This is a genomic window from Sphaerochaeta halotolerans (assembly GCF_003429665.1).
GTDB lineage: Bacteria > Spirochaetota > Spirochaetia > Sphaerochaetales > Sphaerochaetaceae > Sphaerochaeta > Sphaerochaeta halotolerans.
The window spans coordinates 1-21,374 of sequence record NZ_QUWK01000023.1; the positions used below are offsets into that span (position 1 = coordinate 1).

Consider the following 21,374-nt stretch of genomic DNA (forward strand, 5'->3'; position numbering starts at 1 on the left):
ACAGCGTATCTCGGAGAGTCCATACTGTTTGTTCCTGATGATATCGTCAGGAAAGATTGTCGAGTAGAGGCCATCCCCAGGGCAACGGTAAACGGCGAGGAGCATCATCTCCACCACCGTGCCTGTTTCTGCCGTGTACCTCCTGCCTCGCTCCCGGGAAAACGCATACTCACCCGGTCCCAGGCACTTGCGGCACACAATCCCGCCGTTGCCCTTTCTCAAGGATGGATGGAAGTTCTCTTGAATCGAAGCTGTTTCGATGATAGTGTGTTTATAACGTATTTGGTGAAGAGGAAGTTTTGGCAAGTGGCAACAAGACAAAGGGCTTCCTCTTCATTTTCTCCCTTGGGGATCCTCTCCCCAGTTCTTACCTTATTAAACCACAGCTTTCTCCCTACTGGAATATTTCATTTGCGGTATGAGTGGGAGTTTTCATATTCGAGACAGTATCGTCAGGAGCCAGTGATGTAATCGTCTTGACAGGGAATCGTTCAACCGTGGAAGAAGTCGACTCACGTAGGTGCAGCCCATTTTTCCTTACGGCTTCAAGCCGGTCTCCTCGTGCCAGAATGGTTACATCCTTACCGGATCCTGCCAATTTGCCGGCGAACAGACTCCCGATCGCCCCTGCTCCTACAACTAGAATTCTCATATCTTCCCCTCCGATGGTGACGAGCTTTCACAAGATGGATACATGTGCGGTTGGTGCAAACAGTACCCACATCGCTTGAGTCATTAATCCGTTTCTCATTTTATACCTTTCCTTTTCATGCCTTGTAGCCTTCTTATCAGTTTCACAAGCTCATACCAAAGCACCGATGCTGCAGCAAGACCGAGTGCCGTAAGTGCCTGTATTCCACTGAGTGGGGCGAGCTTGAGAAAGGTGGAAATCGGTGTATAGAGGATTATGGCCAACAATGCCAGCGTTCCAAGATTGACGGCCCACACAACACGATCCTTCACGAGTTGCTTCGCTGAGTGATAGGCAAAGTCATGATTGGAGCTGTTGACCTGTACCAGGAACAAATTCGCCAGCATGATAATGGCAAGACCCATCGCGCGAGCTTCCGGTGCATTGGCAGAGTTACCTGCAAGGGTTGCAAAATAAGCGCCAAAAGATGCAGCGAACACGAAAATACCTTGTAGGACACTCTTTCCCAGCAATCTGCCGGTGAGCAACTTCTCCTTTGGGTCACGGGGTGCACGATCCATCACATCCTCTTCCGCAGGCTGACGTTCCAGCACAATGGAGCAGGTCGGGTCAATCAATACCTCCAGCAGCACCACATGCAACGGTAGAAGCATCAGTGCAGTTGGCTCTATCCCCAAAAGCGGAGCCAACAGGGAGGCTGCTGCAATAGGAATATGTATGGTGAACACATAGCCAACCGCCTTGCGGATGTTGTCATAGATGCGCCTCCCGTCGCGGACTGTCTCCACTATGGTGGTAAAGTTGTCATCCATGAGAATCAGATCGGAGGCTTCGCGCGAGACTTCGCTGCCGCGCTTGCCCATGGCAATGCCGATGTCAGCGTATTTAAGTGCTGGAGCGTCGTTGACACCGTCGCCTGTCATGGCCACAATCTCGCCGTTCTCCTTGAATGCCCTGACAATGCGCATCTTGTGTTCAGGGATGACGCGGGAGAAGATGGAAACGGTCTTCACTGCTTCCTGTAGTTCCCCGTCGCCCATAGCTTCAAGCTCTTCGCCTGTGATAATGTTTTCGCTGCCGGGGATACCGATTTTGTTGGCAATGGCAGAGGCTGTAATCCCGTTGTCGCCGGTGATCATAACCACCCGAATGCCAGCTCGATTGCAAACGGCGATATCCTCTTTGACACTTTCACGGGGAGGGTCGGCAAGCCCCACCAGACCCAGCAGAGTCAGACGGCAGTCGGTGATGACGGCAGGAATAGCGGATTCGTTTTCAGGCTTGGCAGTTGCAACGGCAATGACCCGCAGTCCCTGGGAGGATAGTGTTTTGATCTGTGACTCGATAGTCCGTCGCTCCTCTTCTCCTAACTTGCAGATGCTCAAGATACGTTCAGGGCTCCCCTTGGCGGCAATAATCAGATGACCCTTCTTTCGCCAGACATGGCCCATCATCTTCAACTCATTGGTAAAAGCGTACTCACTGACAAATTCGTTGGAGAAGAGGCTTTCTTTTGTGATGCCATAATCCTCGCAGTAGCGGAGCATGGCTTTTTCCATGGGGTCATACGCATCAGTTTCACAACCCAATCCCATGGTTTCCACCAATTCCTGCTCTGTGGCACCGCTTGTCGTCCAGACATCCTGTACGGTCATCTGGTTCATGGTGATGGTGCCGGTTTTATCTACGCAGAGAACGGAGACCGCTCCAAGCGTTTCCACGCTGGGTAGCTTGCGAACAAGTGAGTTTTTCTTAGCCAACCGCCAGGCACCCATGGAAAGGAACACAGTAAGAATGACCGGAAATTCTTCTGGTATCATGGCCATGGCCAGCGTAACGCCGGAAAGTATACTTTCAATCAGACGATCCATAATTGTATGATCGGGAATGTTGAACCATGTGAACACCGCTACCAGAGCAAAGAGCACTCCCGCAATAATTGCACAGGTCTTTACAAGCTTGCCTGTTTGTTTTTGCAGCGGTGTGTCCTCATTGGGAGCAGCAATCACTCCCAGGCCGATTTTCCCGTATTCGGTCTGCACGCCTATCGTATCCACCTGTACAACAGCGTTGCCCTGGGTAACAAGAGTGCCCGCATAACAATAATCCTTGCGCCAATGATCCTTTGTTGGTTCAGTGCTTTCCGTAGGAGTTTTCCATACGCCCTCTGCCTCTCCAGTAAGGGAAGACTCATCCACGCATAAATCTGCGCAACGCAAAACTAAACCATCTGCTGGGATCTTCACGCCCTCGTGAATCATCATGAGATCACCCGGCACCAAATCAACGCTGGCAATCTGTTGTTCCTTGCCGTCACGGATAACGGTGCAATGGGGAGCAGACAAATCCTTCAATGCGTTCAGGGTTTTATCGGTTTTCCATTCTTGGATCACATCAATACTGATGATGCCGACGACGAAAATGAGCATGATAGCGCCATCTCGTGGTTCTCCAAGCAGGAAATAAATAATCGCAGCGACAATGAGCAGCAAAAACATCGGCTCACAGATGATATGAAAGACTTTTTTTAAAAGGCTTTCTTTCTTCTGCTGTGCCAGCTCGTTCTTGCCGTACTGGGCCTGCAATCGTTTTGCTTCGACAGAGGTTAGCCCTGTCATGTTCGGTCTGTAGGTTGTCATAAAAAGAATCCCCCATTTCCCGCTGCCATGTGGCAATGCGGTGTTATGATTTCTCTTTTGACACTCCATTTGAGGTCGCCTGTTCCATAAGGCAAAAAAATGGCACACCCATGGAACATACAACTGTCCCACAAATGTGCTTATTAGCAATTTGCTGCCGTTGTTAAACGGCCCGGCCCCACGCCCGCTTCCGGGCATCGCCTGCTCAGTTTGTACTGTTGATCTCACATCCTGAAAAACAGGAATGTAATGCAGTGCAAAAAGACTTTTTTAAAAAGTATACGACAATGCATAGGTTGTCAATCATCCGGCTACTCATGTTTTTTTTTGCTTTGCCATTTTATTCAAACCAGGGTTCATACTTTTTACGAAATGGCGAATATTTTGTCACATCTTGATACATGGCATCTCTTAGTAAAGGAAATATGTCCAGATGATCCCGCTAGCATGAATTTATACAGAGAAGTTTTGTTCATCTAGAAATCGAAAAAAGAGACATTTCTTCCCATTATATACAGTTATTTAGACTATAAATCATCAATGACAACCTGCCCATGATACAAGATTACCCTATGCAAGTATTTGTTTTGTAAACACTTATTTTTTCGTCATTTTACCAGTTTTTCAGGATTTTTCATTAATTTAGACTACTCAATTTCGTCAATTTTTACCAAAGTTACGCACACTCGTATTTTCAACAATACCGTTGATTAATATGCCAATTAGTTTTGGGGTTCAGGGGTTTTGTTTGCTTTTTTCACAGCTTTCTTCGAGCTGTAATGGGTGCTCTTTCTGACCTTGTTGCCGTGCTCATCGACCTCAATATTGGAGCGTTTCGCCTTCAGCTTCTGCACGCGTTTGAACTGTCGTTCATGGATGATTGGGAGGTGATGGTTGCGTGACCGATGGACCTCGAACGGGTCACGGGCTTTTCTCTGGGTTGAAGGAAAGTCTGCGGACTCTGTTTCTCCATAGACTGAGGTGCCGGTATATTTCTCATTGGTGAGTATGTTCTCGATCGTCTTCACCGGCCATTTCTTCTTGCCGGTGGGAGTGGGAACTTTCAGGGATTCCAACTCCTTCTTGATCCTCACGATGCTCCAGCCTTGCTCATACCAATCAAAGATCTTCAGGACTATTCTGGCCTCAGCGATGTTGAGGATTAGGCCTTCCTCCTCATTACGATCGTACCCATAGCATCTTCTTGAGAATGCAGGTGAATCAGGATCCATGGTACTTCTTCGAAGCCCCCATTTGATGTTCTCGCTCTTGTTCTCACTCTCGGCCTGGGCTATGCCAGCATGGAGTGTCAGCAGCAACTCCCCTGCCTGGCTGAGGAGGTGGATCTGCTCATTGTAGAAAAAGACATCCACCTTCAGTTCCTTGAGGCGCCTGAGCGTCACCAGAAAATCCACGCAGTTGCGTCCGAACCGGCTGATGGACTTGGTATAGATCATGTCGATCTTACGCGCCTCACAGTCGGCCAGCAGGCTCTGGAAGCCAGGACGGGAGCTGATGGTGCGACCCGACTTGATGTCGGTATAGGTACCGACATATTCCCAAGCGGGATTATCCAGGATGTCCTCCTTCTCGAAATCCATCTGGGCTGAAAGACTATGAAGTTGACGTTCCTTTTGCGTGCTCACACGGCAGTATAAGGCAACCCGGAGACGCTTGAAATGTCGCCTGGCTGGAATGACATGTATGATGGGTTTTCTCTTTTCGTCTGGCATGATTGGTCATTTGTAACACGAATAGAAAGGGATGGATAGATTTTTTACTACATAGAAAACTCTACTGGCCACAAAAGGTATCAAATTCCTCAAGTTTTCCATAATCCATACTTATCGATATCACGAACCAATAAAACAAATAGAGAACCAAAAGTATTCAACATAAAGCGTCTTGTGTCATCATCGATGTCCTTGATGGCATTCACAGCAGCAAATGCTTTTTCCTTTTTGTTGAACAATAAATCCCTGAAAGTCTTTGCATTTGTGGATTTTATGACTAGATAAAAAGACTCCACAAAGACTTCTCTCTGCTTCATGTCAAACGATGATACCCATTTATTGAGGACCCTGTTGAAGTAGGAAGCATTTCCACTCATATTGATTGCATATTGGAAACCAAACCCCTCAACCAACCAAGAAAAGGGATCATGTTGCATGATCCAAAATCGGTCGCTCTTGACAACCTTGAAATCCTCCTGTTGCTGCAGGAGCATCCCTATCAGAGAAGACTGAGGCACGGTCTTCAGAATTTTGAATTTTATCTTCGCATAATTTTCGCTTTGGAAAATATCTTCGGAGAACCCCGGGCCATCATGACTAAATATGACTTGTATCCTATCCTGAATGCATTGCTCACAATGCATTGAGGCATATACCGCGATATTGCCTCCTTTCGAATGCCCTCCTACAAGCATAGTCGAATATGGATTTCCAATGAAGCTGTTCAGGTATCTCACCCCTTCCACTTGGGAAGGAACGGGGTTGAGAAAAGCCATATTAAAGTCTTCTTTCCATCCAACGAATGTCGAATCAGTCCCTCGGAAGGCAACGTATGCTATCCCATCAGTGATCAAAAAAGTAATCGCAGAAAACTGCTTTTCCTGAACTTGATCTGTGTGATCTACATACCGAGACATCCGTACATCTTGGAATCTGGGGCTATCAGCAAGCGCCAACAACAGCTTCAGGTTGCTTTTATGATCACGAACGCCCAGAAAAAGCCATTCCAGATTGTCCTGTTCCATAAGTTCACGTATACTGATGGAACCATCCAAGGATGATATTCCCGGTACAAACCCATTGAATTGCAGATATGAAAATTGCGACAAGACAAGACTGTCCACCTCGCAGAAAGGTCTTGAATCAAAACCGTCCCTTGCCACTTTGACATAATCTATTATGTTACTCATTTCTTGTCCTTTTTCGATTGAGCATCCAAATTCCCACGATTCACAAAGCAATCAATCTTTATGTAATCTCATTTAGTTAGTCGCAGCATGGCTATCAGGTCCTTTGATGAGACAATCTTGTCAACCATGCTGACCAACAATGACTCGCGATAGTGATAGATGGTTTTTGAAAGGGGCCACATATGAGTCAGTATGATGTCCTTTTCCATTTCATTGAGGTCAAAATACATTTGTGCATTTTCAAGCGCAATTCCTGCATGCCTCATGGCATGGTGGGGGTGCTTCTCTCTTTTCCAATCATACAGGAAGAAATCGTGCAGGAGAGCGCCCCTGGCACATGATTTCTTATCCAAGCCGAAGGCATCTGCCAGATACCACGATACTTGTGATATCAGCAATGAATGACTCAAGGTAGATGCCTGATGATGCTGAATGCCAGCCATGGACATGACATTTCGGTTCTCGAGCAGGTCCTCTATTGCTAGGTAAAATTGCCCATCCTCCTGATCCTCGTCAAGAATCCGCCCATGCAAGAGTATCCATATCGCCTTCCTGTACGGAAGGAATCCAATTACAGCTGTCGACCGCCCCCAAATTTTTGCAATGAACAAAGACAGCTCGCTCTTCAGAATCTGAGGGAAGGCCAAGAGGATCCTCGTATTGGCTTTCCTTCCGACAGCTTCAAGATTTTCAGCAGCTGGATTCTCCAGAAACCCTAAAAGGTTTCTTTTTAAATGACGGATATGCAACAACTCGTATGCATTCGAGATGGCTTGAAAAATGAAGTAGATCGAAAAACTAACTGCTATTATCCAAAACCCCTTAGTCGCAAGAATCAAATCCATAAACAGCCAGATGTTCTGTTGCAGAAAATGTAGGTATACATAGCCTAGAATCCCCCAATAGAACGAGTACAAGAGACAAACCCTTCCCTGTAAATTTAGAAAGAAGGATGAATAGTCCCACAGCTTCAACTCAAATAATTTCTCATAAAAGAGATGTACAAGAAACTCAAGCATGGTACAAAAAAGAATGCATGCCGTGATTTCAACCCAGATCAAGTGATCAGGCACTAATATATCTATGGATTCGATGACGACGGCACCTGCCCCATAAATTGGGACGAAGGGTCCTCTTAACAACCCAGAATCAATGAATCTATGTTCCTTAATGCTACGGTAGGCTGATTCCAGCAACCATCCCAAGAAGGAGGATACTAGAAACAGCACAACCCAACTCCAAAGACCTGCCATATCTATTCCCTATGTTGTTCGACAGACGTGAAGAGTACCAAACCAACTATCCTCATCAATTTCCAAGTCTGGCATGCAAAAACCATCACAATTCATGAATATTGCTCACGTAACATATTGGCATGACTCTCCCAGTCCTCTGCTGCGCCAGTACATTTTGCACAAAGCTCGTCTACATCCTCGTGATCCAGTGGTTGCGTCGATATGGCTCCAGAAATCTTTACCATTTGAGCTAGAGCCTCTGGATTATCGAGCAAGGGACATGGCTGGAAAAGATTCTTATTGAAGGGCTGCCGGTTTCTGTATTCTTTGAAAAGAGGGGACTGCAACGCATCCAGCAACGAACTATTCCTAATGTTCTTATTTGCATAGTGGATGAATGCACAAGGTTCCACATCCCCTGCGGCATTGATATGCAGATATCTTCTGCCCCCCGCAATACAACCGCCTACATACGGAGCGTCGTTCCAAAAATCAAGCAGAAAAATTGGTTTCTTTGCTCGCATTTCACGTACCCAATGAGCCATGTGTTCCCGCTGATCTGCGTTCGTCATCAATGTAGGGTCAGCATTCCTCCCCAAAGGCATGTAGGTGAAATACCAACCAAACATGCATCCTTGTCCGATAAGGAAATCCAAGAAATCTTCGCTTCCTATACTATCCACATTTTTTGAATGGTAGCAGGTACTGAAGCCGAATGGGGCCTTGGCCTCACGCATGTGACGCATGCCTTGAAGGACTTTTCCATACGTTCCCGATCCTCTTCTGAAATCAGTCTGTTTCTCATAACCCTCAATACTGAAAACCAAGGCAAAGTTACCAAGAACAGCCAAGGCTTGTGAAAACTCCTTATCCACCAGTGTCCCGTTGGTGAACGCAAGGAACATGCAATCATCATGTACTGCTGCCAGTTTGAGTAGGTCCGTTTTCCTCATTGTTGGCTCTCCACCTGAATAAATATAGAAATAGATTCCTAATTCCTTACCTTCCATGATGATCCTGTCCATCAATTCATACTCCAATGAATCTGTTTTTTCATATTCGCCAGCCCAGCAACCAGTACATCTAAGATTGCATGCACTGGTCGGATCCATGAGGATGGCCCAGGGGATGTTACAGTCGTACTGTTTCCGTAAAGCTTCAGTGCGTTCGGGCCCTGTCATTGAGGCGTTAACGACAAAATTGGAGACAAAGCGTTTTCTTACTTTCGGTTGAAGTTCGTCAAAACCTCTGATGATGAGATTCCTATATGGGTTATCTTTTTCCTTCATTACCTTTTTTGCAGCAAGCAGCTTTCGCCTGCTACCTTTGTCATTTATGAAAATCAAGAGAGCATCCACAACTTTGGGGATATTCTCTTCCGGATTGCTCTCCATGAAATGCAATGCCAGATGCAATGCAGTATTACTGATGCCATGCGTAATGTGATCCATGATTTTGTTCCTTTGTTTGTGATGGTTTTTTTCTTAAGACACTCATTGCAGTCCACAATTCAAGACACTTGAAATAATCATCTCGTGTTTCTTGTTGGACATACTCTCCCATTGCTCCAACAAGGAAGTATATCGATCACCTTCCCCTTCTACCGTTCCGAAAAGAGGTTGCAAAATATGGTTTTGGAAGAACGATAGTCCCATGAAAGCCAAGGAGAATGCATACGAAGAGCTATTTCCCAGACTTGCAAATACGGTTTCGGTGACTGTCCATAAGGATTTGATGGACTCCTGGAGACATTGTGTAACCGTCAAAGGTTGATCATGGTTCATGCAAACAGTGAATTCCAAGAGAATGGAAGAGAAATTACGGTTTTTCATAAAATCCGCAAATACGCTAAGTACTTCTTTCAATCTCTGGGAAGAAGAAATCGACTTGGCTTGGACGACATCGTGCAATTTTCCTGTGACCGAATCAACCACATACCGAACTGTCTCGATGAAGATAGCTTCTTTGTTTGCATAATATTTGTACAGTCCGGTTCGGCTTAGTCCGCATTTTTCTGCGATTTCCTCATAGTTGGCAGAGTAATAACCTTTTCTTGAAAATATTTCCAAGGCTTGATTGATGATGTCCTTGGACCGATAATCATGGTCAACAATTTTTGGCACGACGAGCCTCCTTCACAGAATTTGCTTCAGATTCTTTATTTTGACATCAGTGTCAAAATAAAGATTATTAGCTGCGATATCAATAGAACAGTTGGTATTATTTTTAATCCAGTATCTGATTAAGCTTTCAGATGGGCCTCTTATCCATAATAATTTATCAATCCTTTGCAAACAAGGCACTCGTATCCGTGTATTCCTTGTAGCTTTCCTTTTTGTTTCATCACATACAATACCCTTACTAATAAATCATCAACGACAACCAACTCTTGATACAAGAACACTCATTGAAGATGTTTGTTTTGTACTAACTTAATATCCAAATCCATAGGGGCATGCCTGATGAGATTACTGTCCATCAGGCCAGAAAATTGCCTTCGGCTTTCATCAGATTCCTCCTTTTGGAGGATGCTTTTACCCTTAGCTATGTACTTGGGGCTTTCATCCTTGAGAAAATGCTCGTACCGAGAGCACCAGAGAAGGCAGGTACGCGCGTGAAACGTACCTGCCAAGAGATGAGGAGAGAAGGTTATGGGGAATCTATCTCTGGTATTCCTCCCAGAGTTCATCAGCAATTGGCTTCCACTTGTCAGCAATCGGCTTGCATTTAGCATAGAGCTGTTCTACTGATTCTGAGTCGATCCGTTGGGTGCTTTGAGCCCCCGACTGGTTGACCATATCCAACAACAACTCAGGATTGTCAAACATGGGGCAGGGACGGAACATGTTTGAATTGCATGGCTGATGCTCCCGATATGCCTTGAACAATGGGTTCCTAAGAGCTTCCACGAGAGGTTTGCCATGAATGCTTTCACAGGCATAGTGGATGAATGCACATGGTTCCATGTCACCATTGGCATTGATGTGCAGGTATCGTCTTCCTCCTGCGATGCATCCATTCACATAGTTGCCATCATTCCAGAAATCCAATACAAACAAGGGCTTATGGCTACGAATCTCCCTTACCCGTTTGAGCATATAGGCTCGTTGAGAGGGAGAAGCAACCAAGTCGAGGGATGCACCTTCCCCTACTGGAATATAGGTAAAATACCATCCAAACAGTGCTCCTTTCTCAGCCATGAAATCTACGAACTCATCAGAACCCACGTACTCTGTATTATATGTGTGGTAGCAGGTAGAGAACCCAAAGGGCAATCCACGGTCACGCAAGATGTCCATTGCCTGGATACATTTCTTCCAAACCCCAATACCCCTTCTTGCATCGGTCATTTCCTCAGTTCCCTCGATGCTGATTAGTGGGATGAAGTTTTTCACACTCAGTAGGTCTTCCGCAAATTCATCGTCAATCAATGTTGCATTGGTAAAGGCGGCAAAGATTGCGTCGTTGTGTTTGCTTGCAAGCTTTATCAGGTCATGTTTACGAACTAAAGGTTCACCACCGGAAAAGAGATATGCATAGGTTCCCAGTTCCTTTCCTTCGGTAATGATACGATCCAAGGTCTGGAAAGAGAGCTCATCAGTTTTCTTGTATTCGGCGGCCCAGCATCCTGTACAGGAAAGGTTGCAGGCAGACGTGGGATCCATCAAGATTGCCCAAGGGATATTCATATCCATTTCTACACGGTTTTTCTCCAACTGTTCAGATCCAAACCAAGCAGCATTGAAGACAAAATTCATGACTATCTTCTCTAGCACCTCGTAGTCTGTCTGGTGGATGATCCTCATGATCAAGCCGTATCCCCCTGATGAGGGGTCTTGAGTAATACGTTTGATCATCTTCCATTGTTTCTCTTGTATTCTTCCCGTTGCTGCTGCAATGGGCTGTGCCCAGTTCACAAGTTTGGGGAGATTTTTCTCTGGGTTTGCATATACAAGTCGCAGACTTGTTCTCAATACGTTCTCGGGAATTGATTTCATGGGTTTGTCCTAGGTGGAGAGAAAGCCAGCAAATTAGCTTCCTCTCCTATGTTTCATAAAAGTTGTTGGTGAATGCTACGCAATCGTCTTCATCGTTTTTGCTTCTAGAATAATCATGATGATGGACACGATACGAAGGTTCCACGCAGCCCAGCCGGTAATAGATGAAATCCAGGGAACGATGAACAACAATACGCTCGCAACAATGAGAATCCATTGAACAGGTTTTGATTCTGGGAGTGAAAGAGCAATTACAGCACAAATGACAATTGCAATAGCAATCACAACACTGAAACCAGAACCTCCTGAGTAGGTGTAGAAGAGCGGAGAAAATGCCGCATACAATCCCAGAACTGCAACTGTCCAATCTTGGGTCCGTTTAAATTTGTCCATGTGTACCTCCAAGTACGTTTGGTCTTGTTTTGTGCTTGAAACGTATCATTGAGCGCCTTACAGAGGTACTGTACGAAGGTACAGTTGTAGTACAGTAACGGTTTGTTGCCTCAACAGAGGTTTCAAACTATACTTACATACCATATGAAAGAAAATGAATCGACCAAAGCGACACTCTCTTCAGTCTCACGAAGCGCTTTGGTGGAAAGGCCTCGATTGGATGAGAAGCTAGCGCTCTCGCTGCACTACCAGACCGCTCTGGTTCATGCACCTCATGGGTATGGGAAGACAACAGCAATAGCCCGATACCTAGCTTCAAGAGAGTACTGTCATGCATACATGCAATGCACTTCTGACGATAACAATCCAAAAACATTTGCTTCCCGTCTGAGCCAGATGCTTATTTCCCTGCTACCAAATGTTACAGAAAGTGAGGACCCATCTGATGTGCAGATAAGCCGAATGGTTGAGCTTCTGGGAGAAATCAGTGAACCACGGTACCTCGTATTTGATGATGTTGAGTTCCTGAACCATAAGCACATTACATCCTGGTTTTCCTTTCTTGCAGCATATCTTCCTGAAACGGTGCATCTCATGCTTATTGGAACAGATGTTGGTGTTTTTCCAAAAAACTCAATGCATCGTGATGCAGTGATGCAAATCAACAGGGATGATCTTGCCTTCACGCAGGAGGAAGGGAGACGTTTAGCTGCATACTTTGCAGATGATATCGATGACGAGGCGCTGGAGCTCATGATCGAGAACACTTGGGGATCCCCACTGTTGCTCAAAGCCTGTTTTGCCAAAGGGGAGATTCAAAACAGTGCACAGGTGGAAGGGAGAAGCCGTGATCTTGATCCGTATTTCCTCCCCATTTGGGAAGAGGTCCCAAAGAAAGCGGAAACAGCACTCGTGTATACTGCATTGCTTGGAACGTATTTTCTTCGGAAGGAACATGAGAAACTCAAGGCAGGGGTAATGATTCTGATCGAGAAATCCCTTTTTGTCGAAATGACAAGTGCTGGAGAGGTTCTCATTCACCCTCTTTTCCGTTCCTTTGTGCTCAATCGCGTGAGAGCAGGGAAGAACAGAAGAATTGAACATGCCGTGGCGCAGGCAGTTGCAGATCTTCTTGACGCATCATTATATCGGGAAGCGATAACGATGACCCTTGGGATTGAAGACTATGAATTGGTAGCCAGTCTTCTCGATGAATATTGTGCAAAATTGTTGACAGATGGGAATCTGGATTTTATCACCAGTATCATTGGACAGCTGCCTAAGGTTTCGGTAGAGAGGTATGCTTCCTTAATGCTACTGGAGATACTCAGCGGAATCCGCAAGGGATGGACCGCGAGACATGTGATGGACAGAATTGCCGGGATACAGTCATCCAGGCTAAGGAAGAAAATGCAGGAGGTTGACCTTCTGTCCATCCTTGATGGGATCGACCTCTTGCTCCAACGTGATTTCTATCATGCTGAAAAACTGTTGAACAAGCTTCCTGATGAACTGACTTATCTTCGTCCGCTTATCAGCGTGTTCATTGCTTCCTTACCTCTTGGACCGGAGGAAGATCTTGAACAGGTCTATCACCATCTGCAGGAGACGTTACGAACCATTGGGATCAAGCAATACGATGCACTTTCCATCGTGTTGCTTGGGCAAATAGGGTCCATCCAACTCGAACTCTTGTTGTTTGAGCAAGCAAGGCAATCCTTTGATGAAGCGCTGAGGTTGGGATATGAGGAAAAAGCAGGGTATGCCACTTCATGCAGCATGGCTTGGATAGGTAAGGGATTGCTCTCTCTCTATTCAGGGATGAGAGAGGATGCAGAGGAGTATCTGTTACGAGGACTTGCCTCTGCAAAGGGATATTCATTCTATCTCTCTCTCCATGCACAATTGGCACTTGCTGAGTTCTATATAGTGAGTAGTCGTCATGAGGAAGCAGTACGGTTGCTTCGCGATGCAGGCAAGCAAGCCTATGAGTATGATGTCACTTCCATTGATGACCGTTTCATAGAGGTGATGTATGCCATGGCTCAGAGACGTGTTGGTGACATTCCTGCGTTGGAAATGTGGGTACATAAGCACAAGGAGAAGGAAGCACAACAGGATACCCTTTTTGATCTCTTTGTGTTGGAAGAACGACAAGTGCTTGGGTATTACCAGATTACTGGGCAACTGGAAAAAGCTGTGGATCTCTATGCTTCTTTGCAATCAGAGCTCAAGAGGAAGCATCGGTTGTTGCTCTCGATAATCCTTTCAATAGAGTTTGGTGTTTATGATTCTCAACAACTAGATCTCTCGAGAAGCCAGATCAGTGAAAAACATATCTCTGTATTGCAGGAATTGTACGGAGTCAAACAAGAAAGAGAGGATCAACTCCTGACTGACCGAGAGCAAGAGGTCCTGCATTTGATTGGAAATGGCTATATGAACAAAGAGATAGCAGGGATGATGAACATAACTGAACGAACAGTGAAGTGGCATGCCTCAAAGATCTATGAAAAGTTGCAGGTGACATCAAGAATGGAGGCAGTTTCTGAAGCTAGAAGGATTGGTATCCTGTAGAAGGAAGACCTATATTATCCTGTCATGAATTGGAACACCAAATGATCCTCCGAAATGTTGATACAGAGTATCTCGAACATGTGAGAATATAACTATACAAACAACCGTTGCCCATATTCATTAAGAGAACAATCCGATTGCTACTTCTCGACGAGAGCGCAAGGATGTGTGGCAGTTCTATTAATGTCTGGTAGTGAACCCTCTAATCAATATTATGGATGTTATGCGTAGGCATCTCATCTCTCGAATCCCGTCAAGGCTGACTTTGTCAAAGATACGAGGGTGATGGTATTCCGAATTGAATACCTCATTCGGATTATTACCAATCCTCTGTACATCTAGATACTTTACAGATATCTTTTGTCCATAGATTAAGTCTCCCATAAAGTTCTAATTAAATAAGTTTTCAACCGCTCGTCCTGACCACCTACCTATAATTTCATTTCACAGGATACTGATACAATTAGAAGGGACGTGCCTATTTTTCATGAAGAATAGTAAAATCAAGGCGGCTGCTGACGACATTCCTGAGCCGAATAAAAATGGTGCCGGGGCTCCGATACCATTCCACAACAAACCGGCAATGACACTGGCAGGCAACAAGGCAAGCCCTACAACGGTAGAATGCATTCCAAGCATAGTCCCCTTTAATTCCACTGGCGATATTTCGGCGATATACGCCCGTTCCACACCAACAATCATAGCGGTGTACACCCCATATAATAAAAAGGCGGCAACAACAACCGCTTGGCTGGAAGCGATGGCAAAACCGAGATATACGACTGAAAAAACCAGGTAGCCTGTGATGAGTAAAGACTTTCGCCCAATCTTATCCGACAATCGTCCAAATGGGATTGAGAAAATGGATGCTGTAATATTAAAAATGAAATACAATAATATAACATTTGTGTCTCCGAAACCCACACTTTTTGCACGCAATAGCAGAAATGCGTTTGAAGAATTTCCAAGTGTGAACAAACAGACCACTGCAAGGTACATCTTGAGTTGACTATCCAACTTTTTCATATCTTGCCAGAACGGCTCCCGCTTTTTTATAGTGCGGTCCTTCTTTTTTTCTTTTATGAAAAGGAACATGAAAAGTCCTAGTAGCGCAGGAATGACTGAGAAGGCAAATAGTTTTTTATACACAAAATGCTCCCCTGCATTTTTCAGCAGCAGATAACTTATGAAAATACCAATTGCCGAGCCAGCCATGTCTAGCGCCTTATGGATGCCATATGCTTTTCCCATCTGGTTTTTATCAGCACTTTCGCTCACCATCACATCTCTTGGAGCGGTCCTGATGCCTTTTCCGACGCGGTCGATGACGCGTGCACCTAAAACACCAACCCATGAAGTAGCAAAGATGAGGGCTGCCTTGTAAACCAATCCTGCTGCATACCCGACAAAAGCAACCGGTTTCTTTTTACCTCTTTTATCAGTGATGTATCCGCTGAACACCTTCAAAAGACTGGCAAGACTCTCAGCGATACCCTCAATAATGCCGACGAGTACTGGTGTCGCGCCGAATGCGGAGGAGAGATAAAGCGGAATGATAGGGTATACCATCTCCGCACTAATATCAGAAAAAAAACTGACAAATCCCAATACAATGACGTTCCACATGTGCGATCTCCTAGTTTTAAAACCAAATCGATTTGATGATGAAGAAAACGACCAGTAGCCAGATTGCTGCGATTGGCAATGCGTACACCCATTTTTTCGGATTTCCGTCTCGCCATAAGCCTTCGGATTCACTTCTACATTGTTGAAAAACCTCGTGTGGAATCAGTTTGACCGTCAATGCCACAAGCGCAGGCAGAATGATCACGTCGTCAAGATACCCTAGCACCGGAATGAAATCTGGAATGAGGTCGATTGGTGAAAAGGCATATATGATGGTTGCTCCTGCGCACAATTTTGCAAATACCGGCGTTTCCCGTTTCCTCAGTGCAAGAAATACGGCTGGAATATCCATTTTCACCTTTTTCGCTCTTTCTCTCATATTCATAGCTCTGGCCTCCCTCACTGAGTACTTTCATAGGATCGCTGATATACCTCGCAACTGAACGTGTCCAATTTTGTACGGCATTGTTCCAGCTTTTCCTCAGCAGAGAGATACAGGGGTGCCCCATGAAAATCTCTTTCACGTATTTTATGATACCAATCGGTCAATTTTTGAAATTCATCCTCATTCTCCTCCAATTCTGCGAATGTGAATTTCCCAAGTCCTGATTCTTTTTCAAGTTCACAAAGCAGGTAGTCGCACTGTTCCAATAGTTCGACGTATTCTTCATCCCTTGCTTGGTTAAAGGCAGCAACGATGCGTTCGGAAGTGCTTTCATTATGAGGAATCATCCGCATAATATAGGACTCACCACCGTTTAAAGTGATTTCTGCAGAGATTTTCTGAAAGAAGGCTTCGTTATTATCATTCATAGGCAAGAACCAGACCGATTGGCCCAGAATAACCGCCCCGCTTTTTTTCAACTTTCTCCACACGCTCACCCTAACACGTGAAGGTTCTTTGGGTAGCGAGTAATTGATAGTCAACCATTCTTGATGATCCATGTGGTACCTCATACCTCGGAAATGTAATACTGGTTACATTGAAATCGAAAAGAGGAGTGTTTGTCAATAAATAGAAGTACTAATCTATCGATAGGTGACACGAAAGGCATCAAGTAACCAGAGGGGGCAACCGTGGTGGGGTACCCTCGTATTCTGATATTCTGTGGAAAACTATGGTGGAGAATAGTTGTCCGAGTCAAAATCTTCAGGTACCCGAAGGAATATCCTTGAGCATCGAGTCATGCAAGTCAAGACCATTCGTAGATTTCTAATGATATCCACTCCACAGTTCAGGAGAACCAAGTTTAACGCTTACGACCGCCATGATGAATTTGATACACCCTTTTATAAAGTAATTATCATCTTTTCCCTTACGGTCTGCCCTCCTACATTTTCGATAGCCGTTCGTGAACAAGAGGAAGAAGTATCTTATCCACCTCGCGCCGAAACTGCTCGTCTTCCAAATACTTCTCGCAGAATTCCTGGTTTTTAGCCATACGCCCTAAAACAACATCCATAATTGTATTGTCGTAGATGATCTTGAATAGATCGAGTGGGTTTTTAGAGCGCAACACCATTTCTTGATTGCCAGCCATATCCTGCACGAATTGCTCAAGAACCTTGTCCATTTCAGTAAAATTCGTACCAAGTCGTTCGTTCAGGTTTTGGATTATAGCGGAGAGGGCTTCTTTCTCGTCTTCAAGTGGCAAGCCAGAGCTTGACGTCCTTTGCTTCAAAAGGCCGTCCTCATTCACTAGAACGATGGGCCCCTCGGAGAGCTTCTGAACCCGATAATACTGGAGCATAACATCGTTACCGATATCGGGAATACGTTCAGCTTCATCTCTCGGCAATTTGCGGAGCAAGCACTTAGCATAGGCGTGGAACTTGTGGAGGTTCTCATCACCAAGATGGATAATGTGCGTTAAAAAATCGTACAAGCGAATAAACTTTGCTAGAGCATTCTTGAAGTCGCTTCTATCCTGTACCTCGGTCATGGCGTTGTAGCGGTCGACGGCAGGGTCTATAGATCCATTCAGCTTTGCTAAATCGAGGTTGCCCTGCGTCTTACTCTCTTTAAAGAAAACCTTGGAAAAAGTGTCTATCTCGCTGTCTGTGTAGAGCATGAAGCTGTCAAGCACATTCTTGATGTCATATATGACGTTCGGGTCTGTGGTTTCTGCTATCCCAGTTGTCTGATAATAATCTTGGAACGACTTCTCGATGTCCTCCCGGGAGTTAACAAAGTCCAATATAAAGGTCTCTGTTTTGCCTGGACAGGTGCGGTTTATGCGCGAAAGCGTCTGGACAGCCTTAATGCCCGTCAGTGTTTTATCAACGTACATCGTGTGCAGAAGAGGCTGATCGAAACCCGTCTGGTACTTCTCAGCAACAATGAGAATCTGGTATTCGGCGGTGTCGAACTTCTCCACGGTTTCGCGATCAGGGAATTTGTTCAGATTGGATTCCGTGTACTCTTTGATTTCGCCACTAACCTTGTCTTTAACTGTGCCTGGAAACGCCACCAAGATACCTAGGTCATAGTGCATCTTCTTGATATACCGCTGGAATTCAAAGAAATAGCGTACCGCGTGAAGGCGTGAACCCGTCACGAGCATCGCTTTTGCCTGGCCACCGATGCGGTGTTGCACCTGTGAGCGAAAATGCTCGATGATGACCTCGGCTTTCTGGGCGAGGTTGTGCGGATGAAGGCTCATATATTTGCCAAGAGCCTTGTTTGCCAAATTTTTACCGTACACAGGGTCGTCGGCAATTTTTTTCCCAATTTGGAAGTAGGTCTCGTAGGTTATATAGTTTTCGAGGACGTTGAATATAAAGCCCTCTTCTATAGCCTGCCTCATACTGTAGAGGTGGAACGGTTCAGGCTTTCCGGCGACATTCCTTTGCCCGAATATTTCAAGTGTCTTTTGCTTAGGGGTTGCTGTGAATGCAAAGAAAGAGAGGTTAGGCTGCTGACCGTGCGCTGCCATTTCGTCTGCAATGACCTCGTCGATATCTTTCTCTACGGCTTCGGCTTTTGCTTCCTCCACAGCAAACTCGTGCAGTTTTTTTTCGATGGCTTCGTCACCTTGCAAAGAGATGTCCGCTAGGATCTCTTTCATGCGCTTGCTGGCATCTCCTGTTTGGGACGAGTGGGCCTCGTCCACAATGATGGCGAATCGCTTACCCATAGTCGATACCTTCTGCACATCGACAAACGGAAACTTCTGTAAGGTACAGACGATGACCTTATCGCCGTTGTTCAGAGCGGTGGTCAGCTGCTTGGAATTCTTATCCACGAGGACGACTACACCCGGCTTATGCTCCATATTGTAAATATTACGCTGAAGCTGTTTATCGAGGACGCGGCGATCGGTAATTACAATGATGCTATGAAAGATAACCTCGTCGCTTGCGTCATGGAGGTTTGCCAAGTGGTGTGCAAGCCAAGCGATGGAGTTCGATTTACCCGACCCCGCCGAATGCTGAATCAGGTAGTTTTTGCCCGAACCATTGGCGTAAACGTCCGCTACCAGCTTGCGGACCGCATCCAGCTGGTGATAGCGCGGGAATATCAGCTTCTCTTTTCCTTTGTCGTCTTTGGAAACCTGAACGAAACGGTGAAGAATATCCAGAATACTATCCTTTTGCAGGACTTCCTTCCACAAGTAGGCAGTACGATAGTCGCCGTCCGCCGCAATCGGATTGCCCGCACCGCTATCCTCGCTGCCCTTATTGAATGGCAAGAAAGTGGTGTCGAGTTTCCTTAGCCAAGTTGTCATCCAGACTTGCTCGGTATCCACGGCAAAATGCACTATAGCCCGCTTCTTGAAAGCAAGGAGCAGTTCCCGTGGATTGCGATCGGTCTCGTATTGCCCAATGGCGTTTTTATATGTCTGACCCGTGAGCGGGTTCTTAAGTTCGATAGTAATAATCGGTAGACCGTTCAGGAAGATAACCGTGTCAATAGAGTTTTCATTTTGCAAGCTATATTTAACCTGTCGTGTTATCTGCAGAACGTTTTTATTATACAGGGCGGCCAAGCTCTGGTTCATGCCACTGCCCGGCTTGAAGAAGGCCAGCCGCACCGATATACCTAGGTCGACCAAGCCATGTCGAAGAACGTCAATCATCCCCCGCGCATTTAGTTCTGAATTTAGTCGCTTGAGAAACTCCGCTTCGGCAACGGATTCTGACCCATGCCGCTTGCAAAGCCCATGCCAAATATCGGGCTGAGTATCCTTGACGAAGGCCAATACCGCACCTTTATCCAATGCAAGAGTGCGGTCGAAATCGGCGGGATTACCCTTTTTATAGCGATTATTCTTGACCGCGCCCTCGATAAGCCACCATTCGATTTCCTGCTCAAATGTGCGTTCAGTTGTGTTTATCGCCATAGCTTATCCCTCCTTTACCTTGATTTTGCCCGTGACCGCATCGTGAATCACGATTTGGCGGTACCGTTTCAGTTGCACTATCTGCTCTGTGATGTCGGCGATTAACCCTTCGACCTGCGATGTTTTTGCGTCAAGATACGCCGCGATTTTCTTCTGCTCATCTACAGGCGGCTGGGGTAACCTCATATTTAGGAACTGGTCTGCTTGAAGCCGCCACCGTCCAAGGTTTGAAACTCCCTGCCCCAATCGGTAGAAAATGCGGTTCTTGTAGCACATTTGGAACAAGTATTTATAGTAGCTGTGACACTGTTCCTTGCCCGGCAGAAAGCGGAACACCCGATAATCGGGGCTGGTCACGCCATCGAATAGGCTACAATCCACCCATCCGGTCAGCAAATCCATGGAGTTCATGGCAAAGTCGTTGACATTGACCATCTGATAATTGGTATAAGACTCCGCCAACTGTCCATCGTTGGATTCAATGTCTTTCACCTTCAAACCTCGCTGAGTGATGGAAAGCACGTCTCGGTCTTCCTTGCCGTAGATACGTTTAACGATTTCAAACATCCATTTTATCTTAGTGATTTCCCAGTGAGCAGGTGTTCCTCCAATCCAGTCCACGCCGCTGTCCTTCAACGCTGCCGATTTATCAAGCCCTTTGGTGACCGCCTCGACGATAAGTTCCCGCTTGTAGGTGTCGAGCATCTCGGCTTGCCTAGCGAGATTGGAGAGAATTCCGTCTATCTCGGCTGTACGCTTATCAAGGTATGCTGCTATAGCTGACTGTTCAGTCAACGACGGATATATTCCGAATACCTGTTTGATGATTGACTGCGTGGGATGAAAAACTTTAACACCATATACTTTGCTACGAATCTGTTCTCGAAACGAGATAGAATCAAACATATATGGTAACTGCTCAGGTCTCCCAAGCAGATTTTAGTTGAGAAAAGCCAGGGAGAATGAGTTGTTGAACAATTGTGTTAGG

The 21,374-nt window shown here is 45.7% G+C and carries 16 protein-coding genes and 1 riboswitch; of the genes, 1 reads left to right on the forward strand and 15 read right to left on the reverse strand.

Translation table 11 applies throughout. The features are described from left to right. From DYP60_RS14460 to DYP60_RS13460, 10 genes are all read right to left on the reverse strand, one after another. Positions 1-306 (reverse strand): hypothetical protein (locus DYP60_RS14460; protein WP_206363150.1); only part of this gene is annotated, 306 nt, incomplete at its 3' end. 88 nt (positions 307-394) lie between these two features. Then, entirely contained in the window at positions 395-652 is a 258-nt protein-coding gene (locus tag DYP60_RS13415) for a ketopantoate reductase family protein (RefSeq protein ID WP_117331531.1), read from the reverse strand. 95 nt (positions 653-747) lie between these two features. Next, positions 748-3,270, reverse strand: coding sequence for a cation-translocating P-type ATPase (locus DYP60_RS13420; RefSeq protein WP_206363151.1), 2,523 nt, complete (start codon positions 3,268-3,270; stop codon positions 748-750). Between the two features lie 142 nt (positions 3,271-3,412). Further along, a riboswitch (NiCo riboswitch) is annotated at positions 3,413-3,510 on the reverse strand. Positions 3,511-4,013: 503 nt separating this feature from the next. Next, on the reverse strand, positions 4,014-5,024 hold the full coding sequence (locus DYP60_RS13425; protein ID WP_117331533.1) for a recombinase family protein: 1,011 nt from the start codon (positions 5,022-5,024) through the stop codon (positions 4,014-4,016). Positions 5,025-5,113: 89 nt separating this feature from the next. Next, the gene (locus DYP60_RS13430; RefSeq protein ID WP_117331534.1) at positions 5,114-6,214 is read right to left on the reverse strand and encodes an Mbeg1-like protein; all 1,101 of its coding nucleotides are present in this window, start codon (positions 6,212-6,214) and stop codon (positions 5,114-5,116) included. A gap of 68 nt (positions 6,215-6,282) precedes the next feature. Next, positions 6,283-7,443, reverse strand: a complete 1,161-nt coding sequence (locus DYP60_RS13435; RefSeq protein WP_165849595.1) for a putative ABC transporter permease — start codon at positions 7,441-7,443, stop codon at positions 6,283-6,285. A 116-nt stretch (positions 7,444-7,559) separates the two neighbouring features. Further along, positions 7,560-8,900, reverse strand: coding sequence for a radical SAM/SPASM domain-containing protein (locus tag DYP60_RS13440; protein WP_117331536.1), 1,341 nt, complete (start codon positions 8,898-8,900; stop codon positions 7,560-7,562). A gap of 42 nt (positions 8,901-8,942) precedes the next feature. Continuing rightward, entirely contained in the window at positions 8,943-9,572 is a 630-nt protein-coding gene (locus DYP60_RS13445; RefSeq protein WP_117331537.1) for a TetR/AcrR family transcriptional regulator, read from the reverse strand. A gap of 537 nt (positions 9,573-10,109) precedes the next feature. Continuing rightward, complete coding sequence (locus DYP60_RS13455; RefSeq protein WP_117331539.1) at positions 10,110-11,447, reverse strand: radical SAM/SPASM domain-containing protein; 1,338 nt, start codon at positions 11,445-11,447, stop codon at positions 10,110-10,112. A 75-nt stretch (positions 11,448-11,522) separates the two neighbouring features. Further along, entirely contained in the window at positions 11,523-11,840 is a 318-nt protein-coding gene (locus tag DYP60_RS13460) for an SPW repeat domain-containing protein (protein ID WP_117331540.1), read from the reverse strand. A gap of 144 nt (positions 11,841-11,984) precedes the next feature. On the opposite strand from DYP60_RS13460, the gene DYP60_RS13465 reads away from it, so the two are divergent. Next, positions 11,985-14,417 carry a helix-turn-helix transcriptional regulator gene (locus DYP60_RS13465; RefSeq protein WP_117331541.1) on the forward strand — a complete coding sequence of 811 codons (2,433 nt, stop codon included), beginning with the start codon at positions 11,985-11,987 and terminating at the stop codon, positions 14,415-14,417. A gap of 444 nt (positions 14,418-14,861) precedes the next feature. Here DYP60_RS13465 and DYP60_RS13470 read toward each other — a convergent pair whose 3' ends face one another. The 5 genes from DYP60_RS13470 to DYP60_RS13490 all read right to left on the reverse strand — a co-directional run bounded on the left by DYP60_RS13470 (position 14,862) and on the right by DYP60_RS13490 (position 21,292). Beyond that, positions 14,862-16,043 carry an MFS transporter gene (locus tag DYP60_RS13470; RefSeq protein WP_117331542.1) on the reverse strand — a complete coding sequence of 394 codons (1,182 nt, stop codon included), beginning with the start codon at positions 16,041-16,043 and terminating at the stop codon, positions 14,862-14,864. A gap of 16 nt (positions 16,044-16,059) precedes the next feature. Beyond that, positions 16,060-16,428 carry a YkvA family protein gene (locus DYP60_RS13475; RefSeq protein ID WP_117331543.1) on the reverse strand — a complete coding sequence of 123 codons (369 nt, stop codon included), beginning with the start codon at positions 16,426-16,428 and terminating at the stop codon, positions 16,060-16,062. 14 nt (positions 16,429-16,442) lie between these two features. Then, positions 16,443-16,988, reverse strand: a complete 546-nt coding sequence (locus tag DYP60_RS13480) for a Chromate resistance protein ChrB (protein WP_206363152.1) — start codon at positions 16,986-16,988, stop codon at positions 16,443-16,445. A 386-nt stretch (positions 16,989-17,374) separates the two neighbouring features. Then, positions 17,375-20,386 carry a type I restriction endonuclease subunit R gene (locus DYP60_RS13485; RefSeq protein WP_117331545.1) on the reverse strand — a complete coding sequence of 1,004 codons (3,012 nt, stop codon included), beginning with the start codon at positions 20,384-20,386 and terminating at the stop codon, positions 17,375-17,377. A 3-nt stretch (positions 20,387-20,389) separates the two neighbouring features. Beyond that, complete coding sequence (locus DYP60_RS13490) at positions 20,390-21,292, reverse strand: restriction endonuclease subunit S (protein WP_117331546.1); 903 nt, start codon at positions 21,290-21,292, stop codon at positions 20,390-20,392. Positions 21,293-21,374: the final 82 nt, after the last annotated feature.

Excerpts from the sequence above, each read along its gene's own strand:
- DYP60_RS13415 (WP_117331531.1), bottom strand. The coding sequence starts at position 652 with ATGAGAATTCTAGTTGTAGGAGCAGGGGCGATCGGGAGTCTGTTCGCC.
- DYP60_RS13475 (WP_117331543.1), bottom strand. The coding sequence starts at position 16,428 with ATGAATATGAGAGAAAGAGCGAAAAAGGTGAAAATGGATATTCCAGCC.
- DYP60_RS13425 (WP_117331533.1), bottom strand. The coding sequence starts at position 5,024 with ATGCCAGACGAAAAGAGAAAACCCATCATACATGTCATTCCAGCCAGG.
- DYP60_RS13490 (WP_117331546.1), bottom strand. The coding sequence starts at position 21,292 with ATGTTTGATTCTATCTCGTTTCGAGAACAGATTCGTAGCAAAGTATAT.
- DYP60_RS13440 (WP_117331536.1), bottom strand. The coding sequence starts at position 8,900 with ATGGATCACATTACGCATGGCATCAGTAATACTGCATTGCATCTGGCA.
- DYP60_RS13465 (WP_117331541.1), top strand. The coding sequence starts at position 11,985 with ATGAAAGAAAATGAATCGACCAAAGCGACACTCTCTTCAGTCTCACGA.
- DYP60_RS13485 (WP_117331545.1), bottom strand. The coding sequence starts at position 20,386 with ATGGCGATAAACACAACTGAACGCACATTTGAGCAGGAAATCGAATGG.
- DYP60_RS13420 (WP_206363151.1), bottom strand. The coding sequence starts at position 3,270 with ATGACAGGGCTAACCTCTGTCGAAGCAAAACGATTGCAGGCCCAGTAC.
- DYP60_RS13480 (WP_206363152.1), bottom strand. The coding sequence starts at position 16,988 with ATGGATCATCAAGAATGGTTGACTATCAATTACTCGCTACCCAAAGAA.
- DYP60_RS13455 (WP_117331539.1), bottom strand. The coding sequence starts at position 11,447 with ATGAAATCAATTCCCGAGAACGTATTGAGAACAAGTCTGCGACTTGTA.
- DYP60_RS13460 (WP_117331540.1), bottom strand. The coding sequence starts at position 11,840 with ATGGACAAATTTAAACGGACCCAAGATTGGACAGTTGCAGTTCTGGGA.
- DYP60_RS13430 (WP_117331534.1), bottom strand. The coding sequence starts at position 6,214 with ATGAGTAACATAATAGATTATGTCAAAGTGGCAAGGGACGGTTTTGAT.
- DYP60_RS13470 (WP_117331542.1), bottom strand. The coding sequence starts at position 16,043 with ATGTGGAACGTCATTGTATTGGGATTTGTCAGTTTTTTTTCTGATATT.